The sequence below is a fragment of the Peribacillus sp. P4_C12 genome (assembly GCF_056402095.1).
Genome location: NZ_JBFUIB010000243.1, coordinates 1 through 5,594 on the forward strand (window position 1 = coordinate 1; position 5,594 = coordinate 5,594).

The window sequence follows — 5,594 nt, forward strand, 5'->3', positions numbered from 1 at the left end:
AAGTAATCCATTCGGGCATTTGAAATTTTTTCGTGTAGGATAGCCACTTTTCGTTTTTGTTTTTGATAGTTTTTGGCTTCAGCCAATGGTTTATTTTGATTCAAGGCTATTTCTTGTCGCCTTGAAAGAATCCGTTGTGCYTTGGCCAATTTCTTTTCGACCGTCCRGAAGAATTTTGGGTTTTGATAGACCGTACCATCTGAAAGAATAGCAAAATTCTTCAAACCAACATCTACACCGCACGAACGATTCGTTTTAGRAAGTACTTGTACATTGGTTTCSGCTAAAACGGAAATGAAATATTTACCCGAAGGKTTCCGCCTGATTGTGGCATTGATGATTCGCCCTTCGACTTCGCGGCTTTTAGCAAAACGAACTAGACCGAGTTTTGGCAATTTGATTTTGTTTYCAACAATTCCAATATTCCCATTCGTATGTTTAGTYGTATAGGACTGGATAGGATTCTTTTTCGATTTGAAGCGTGGTGACTTGTTTTGCTTTTTATAATATCGACTATAGGAATCTGCTAAATTTTCCACCGATTTCTGTAAGGCAATACTGTCTACTTCTTTCAGGAAAGAATACTCTTTCTTTAAAGCTGGAAGTTCTTTGATTGTTGCGTATTTATTCAGAAAAGAACYTTTCCATTCATTAGASGGTAATTGGCCGTTCTGCTTCATTTCTTCACAAATATACCAGTGGGCATCTTTCTCCTTTTGTTTGCCTAAAAAGAAGTTATAGACAAAACGGGAGCAGCCGATCGTTTTATTGATTAGAACTAGTTGTTCTTTAGTTGGATAGATTCGAAATTTATAAGCTTTGTTTACGACCATTGGTTTCACCCCCTTATAGTTATTATTAACCATCGAACGTATGTTTRTCAAAAGATTACTTTGGCTTATGCCAACYGCCATTCATCTCCCCCTTACCGTTGGGCTCTCGCCCTTCACACGCTTGAAGAGGGAGTCTTCTGGTGGGAAATGATAAAGCTTAGTAACTATTAAATTATTTTTGATAAATATTAAATATTTAATAATACATTTCGTTAGGTGTGGTATATATGATAGGTTACCGTGTTAAAACGCTTAGAGAAGAAAAAAAGATGTCAATTAGTGAACTCTCAGCAAAATCTGGAGTGGCAAAATCTTATATAAGCTCACTGGAAAGAAACCTTCAAACAAACCCTACTATTTTAGTTTTGGAAAAAATCGCAAGTATCCTTTGTATAACGGTTGATGCCCTACTATATGAACAAGTAGACCTCGGCATGGATGATGAGTGGAAGGAAATCATGATAGATATTATGGGTTCAGGAATTTCGAAAGAGGAAATGCGCGAATTTATCGAGGTTAGGAAATGTACTGCTCGTTAAACATGAAGAAATTATGACAAGGTTTCTCTTTTTTGATCATTAACATCGAAAAGCCCCACTTAGTATTCAACTATTTCCAGAGGGGAAAAGTGGTTATAACCACTTTTCCCCTCATTATACCCTATTAGACTACTAATGGAAGCATTTAACACAGAAGCAAAAACGTATAATCTGTATTTCTTATTTCTATTATTTAGATACAAATATTTGTGACATTACTTCAGCTTAAAATATTCATCCAACACCTCGAACCATATGTAATGCCCTCGATCATTGGGATGGATATTATCATTTGTTAATATATCAGCCAATCTCATATTCTCTTCTTTTAGTTTTTTTTCAATCCCTTCCAAGCTATTCATATAAGTCCATTTTTTTTTTCTAATAGCACTCTCAGAAACTTTAATATAATCCACATAATTCAACTCTATGCTATTCTCTGTTTTACTATTGGCCACTGGATTCGGTGAAATGATTAGAAACTTTGCATTCGGTAGCTCTTTTTGTAATTTTGACATGATGTTTTTTAAATCTTTTTCCGTCTGTTCCAAACTAATCGATTGATATTGATTGTTAATCAGGGGGTTTTCAAATATAACCAGATCAGGATTATCATGAATGACCGCATCAATTTTTTTACTTTCTAACAAATCCTTTGTTGAATACCCCTCTTGGCCATGATTGATAAAACCTAATGTTTCTAATTCATCCCTTTCAGAACGTAAACTCTTCTCTAAGCGTCCTGCCCAACTATTAGAAGAATTACTTGCACCGGTTCCTGAAGTACCATTACTGCCCAAAAGGGATACAATAACCTTATCTTGTGTAAGCGACTTGTAATGCAGGTAATCTATTAGTGACTGCTGTTTATTATTTTCTGGTTTTAAACTTTGTATCAAAGCTTCCCTATCTTCTTTTTCCTTTTCTTTTATTCTTTCTTCAGCTTTTTTCCCCTCTATCCCCGCTGCCTTACTCATGTTTTTCCAATGAAGATGACCAAAAACCAATACTACTAAACAAATTCCAGCCATAAATAATAAACCATATTTCTTCATCTTTACCTCCAAATTTTTTGAACGTTACGGACTGACATGGAAGTCTTAGCATTAGAATGCTTTCTATGAGCACTCTTAACTAGCAGAAATATTCTTTAGCATCTTGTAATTTTCTATTTCTATCTGTTTATTATACCTATCATAATAACAGCAATAAAGGATGATTTTCCAAATAATTCCGACATAACTCGACTTTGATAATCAATAAATTATACCTATATTTTATATCAAAAAAATCCAGCATTTCTGCTGGATACTCTAAAGTACTATCACTTAACCAAATTCAATACTTCTAGAACTCTACCATCTGAATTATAGTTAAAAGTGATCGTCTTATCATCATGAATGTGATAGCTTAAACCAAAAAACTCTCCGGCATCTGGGAATCTTTGTATAAAATCATCAAGTTGTTCAGAATTTAGTTTAACAACCATAGGTTTCTTCCTACTATTTAGAGTATCTTCTTCCTTCTCCATTAATATCTCTGTACCCATAATTAACTCCTTTAATCTCTCTCATTTCCCCATCATAATATACCTTATTAATTGGTAAATAAAAGGGCCTTAATTAAAATTTCACATTAATGATACGAACTCTTAACAACACTACCTAATTTCTTACAAAGTTACCCTACTTTCCAAGGAGAATTATTGGTTTCCATTAGAGCTGCACGATAAAGATTCCACTTTCAACATTTCATTTATTATTTCCAAAGAGACCATTTCTATGAAGAGGTGTGGCAATAATGGTCAAATTCATTCTGAAACAGCGAGCTTCGTTATGGCTATGCTCTCGATTACGTGCTCTTGCTCCATCATCATCGAAGAAAAAGGTAAAATACGGTAGTGAATATCAATCATCATTTAAACCTCTTCTCCTCTTCGTAAGTCTATCCTCTTATTTATTTACCTAAATATAACATCTTTATTAATTTTTACAAATTTAATTAAGTATGTTCTGCATATAAAGTGACCTCCATCCTAGCTTTTTGTTTATATAATAATTTTACGGACTAACTATTAGTCAATTTTACTTATATTCAAAGTGGTCACTTATTTTGTAACTCTAGTTTTTATAGATTGTTCTCTATAACTTTAGTAAAATGAGAATGATAATTACTATCAATTAAGGAGAATTACTATTATGGGTGTACCCTTGTTAAAAGTAGAAATTCCGGTTTCTAATAAAATCTGGACGCGTGATTTTATTATGATTTTCTTAGCTAACTTCTTCGTTTTTTTATCCTTTCAAATGACTTCCCCGACCCTCCCGCTTTTTGTAAAAGAGCTTGGTGGAAATGAACGGTATATTGGGTTGGTTGCTGGGATGTTTCTATTTTCTGCTCTGATTGTCCGCCCCTTTGCTGGACAGGCCTTGGAAACAAAAGGAAGACGTTTTGTTTTCCTTTTCGGTCTAGCCTTTTTAGCTGTAGCGATTGGCTCGTTTGGATTTATGATGAGTATTTTCCTTTTATGTGCAATGAGAGTTGTTCAAGGGATTGGCTGGGGATATACGACCACCGCTTCAGGTACGATTGCCTCCGATCTTATCCCAGCAAAGCGTCGTGGTGAGGGAATGGGATACTTCACTTTATCGGGAAATTTGGCGATGGCTTTTGGACCTTCATTTGGACTTTTCTTAGCGGATGTGTTAACGTTTCAACAGTTGTTTCTGTTTTGCGGTGCATTAAGTCTAGCCGCTTGGATCATGGCTTCGACTATTACCTATAAGAAAGTAGAACAACCTTCTGCTCCCACTAAAACTAATAGGTTTGACATTTATGAAAAAAGCGCTGTTGCGCCGTCCGTTCTTGTTTTTTTCATTACGGTATCTTTTGGTGGGATTGCCACCTTCTTACCGCTTTATACAATGGAAAAAGGCCTGACAGGTATTCATGTTTACTTTTTTCTATACGCATTAGCACTTATTTTCACACGAATGTTCGCTGGCAAAATCTATGATCAAAGAGGACATCAAGCCGTCTTCATTCCATCTACCCTTTTTATCGTAGCGGCGATGCTACTGCTTGCCTGGATGCCAAGTAACATGATTCTGTATATTGCTGCTATTTTTTACGGCATTGGGTTCGGTGCTGTTCAACCGGCTCTTCAAGCCTGGTCACTTGAACACGCGGCTCGAAATCGAAAAGGCATGGCCAATGCCACTTTCTATTCCTTCTTTGATCTTGGAATCGGTTTCGGTGCCATCCTCTTCGGACAAATCGGCTATCTGTTTGGGTATAGAAGTATTTACATAATGGCAGCAGTCTCAGTTCTGATCTCCATTTTGGCTTACTTATGGATTTTGAAAAAAAAATGAAGTAATTCTATGAATCATTTCTAAAATCTAAAAATCTTTCCACATTAACCGATAATATTTGTAGGGAACATTTTTGGGGGAATTCGCATGAAAAAGTTATGGCATAAATTTAATATACGCTATTATGAAATCCTTTTTAAGGATTGTTTAAATGATAAAATGAAAGGTGAATTTCAAAGAAAAATAGCTTACCATAAACGTAAACTGGGTGAATTAAATTATGCATGCAGACAAACTTCCTGAAAGTTTAAAAGGAAGTTTAGGCCGTTCCATTTGGACGGCTTTTTTCATGCAATGAAGAGATAGTGCCTCTACCCCTACCTACTTCCTAATACACTAGGGCATGAATTCAAATCAGGTAAAGTTTTTTTTGATTCTATGTAAAGTTTGTAATGAATCTATGTGAATTTGGTAATTTTATTGGAATCCTTGTTTGTTTCGTGGCTTTTAGTAGTATGATTGAAAAAAAGGGGGTTCTTGGGATGAATTTTTCGAAGTATATTGTAAAATTATTTTCAATCATACAAAAGGAAATACCAGTAACTCATAATAAATGTCATGTCTGTGACGGAACAGGTGCCTATGATATATATACKGACTGTCTTACTTGTAATGGAAAAGGGCTAATAAGTAAAATGGAGTATAATAGGATGATTGAAGAAGGTGAAATATAAAAGGGTTTCTTGTAGGAAAAAATCGCAGTAACTCTAATTCACTGACAGCTATCAATCTCAGTTCTAATAGCGAAATATGTACAATCCTTATTACTTATTTATTGTAAAGATCCATTCGGTAATATTATAGAACTTTATAGTCGAAGTACTGAAATGATGTATACAAATAAAGAT

At 34.9% G+C, this 5,594-nt stretch carries 7 protein-coding genes; 4 read left to right on the plus strand and 3 right to left on the minus strand.

Features of this window, described 5'->3' with window-relative positions; all coding sequences use genetic code 11:
- Positions 1 to 833: RNA-guided endonuclease TnpB family protein (locus AC1DUW_RS20030; RefSeq protein WP_477643278.1), on the minus strand; the 833-nt coding region annotated here is incomplete at its 3' end.
- 227 nt (positions 834 to 1,060) lie between these two features.
- Between AC1DUW_RS20030 and AC1DUW_RS20035 the strand changes: the two genes are divergently transcribed.
- On the plus strand, positions 1,061 to 1,372 hold the full coding sequence (locus AC1DUW_RS20035) for a helix-turn-helix domain-containing protein (protein WP_477643279.1): 312 nt from the start codon (positions 1,061 to 1,063) through the stop codon (positions 1,370 to 1,372).
- A 215-nt stretch (positions 1,373 to 1,587) separates the two neighbouring features.
- Here the strand turns inward: AC1DUW_RS20035 and AC1DUW_RS20040 are convergent, their stop codons facing one another.
- Together AC1DUW_RS20040 and AC1DUW_RS20045 are read right to left on the minus strand one after the other, a co-directional pair.
- Positions 1,588 to 2,427, minus strand: coding sequence for an SGNH/GDSL hydrolase family protein (locus AC1DUW_RS20040; RefSeq protein ID WP_477643280.1), 840 nt, complete (start codon positions 2,425 to 2,427; stop codon positions 1,588 to 1,590).
- Between the two features lie 269 nt (positions 2,428 to 2,696).
- On the minus strand, positions 2,697 to 2,921 hold the full coding sequence (locus tag AC1DUW_RS20045) for a hypothetical protein (RefSeq protein WP_477643281.1): 225 nt from the start codon (positions 2,919 to 2,921) through the stop codon (positions 2,697 to 2,699).
- A 649-nt stretch (positions 2,922 to 3,570) separates the two neighbouring features.
- On the opposite strand from AC1DUW_RS20045, the gene AC1DUW_RS20050 reads away from it, so the two are divergent.
- From AC1DUW_RS20050 to AC1DUW_RS20060, 3 genes are all read left to right on the plus strand, one after another.
- Positions 3,571 to 4,746 carry an MFS transporter gene (locus AC1DUW_RS20050; protein ID WP_477643282.1) on the plus strand — a complete coding sequence of 392 codons (1,176 nt, stop codon included), beginning with the start codon at positions 3,571 to 3,573 and terminating at the stop codon, positions 4,744 to 4,746.
- 87 nt (positions 4,747 to 4,833) lie between these two features.
- Complete coding sequence (locus AC1DUW_RS20055; protein ID WP_477643283.1) at positions 4,834 to 4,989, plus strand: hypothetical protein; 156 nt, start codon at positions 4,834 to 4,836, stop codon at positions 4,987 to 4,989.
- A 239-nt stretch (positions 4,990 to 5,228) separates the two neighbouring features.
- Positions 5,229 to 5,420: a hypothetical protein gene (locus tag AC1DUW_RS20060; RefSeq protein WP_340450892.1), complete on the plus strand. Its 192-nt coding sequence runs from the start codon at positions 5,229 to 5,231 to the stop codon at positions 5,418 to 5,420.
- Positions 5,421 to 5,594 lie beyond the last annotated feature (174 nt).

What these genes read in the sequence shown, in the direction of transcription:
- AC1DUW_RS20035 (WP_477643279.1), top strand. Translation starts at nt 1,061, where the DNA reads ATGATAGGTTACCGTGTTAAAACGCTTAGAGAAGAAAAAAAGATGTCA.
- AC1DUW_RS20040 (WP_477643280.1), bottom strand. Translation starts at nt 2,427, where the DNA reads ATGAAGAAATATGGTTTATTATTTATGGCTGGAATTTGTTTAGTAGTA.
- AC1DUW_RS20045 (WP_477643281.1), bottom strand. Translation starts at nt 2,921, where the DNA reads ATGGGTACAGAGATATTAATGGAGAAGGAAGAAGATACTCTAAATAGT.
- AC1DUW_RS20050 (WP_477643282.1), top strand. Translation starts at nt 3,571, where the DNA reads ATGGGTGTACCCTTGTTAAAAGTAGAAATTCCGGTTTCTAATAAAATC.
- AC1DUW_RS20055 (WP_477643283.1), top strand. Translation starts at nt 4,834, where the DNA reads ATGAAAAAGTTATGGCATAAATTTAATATACGCTATTATGAAATCCTT.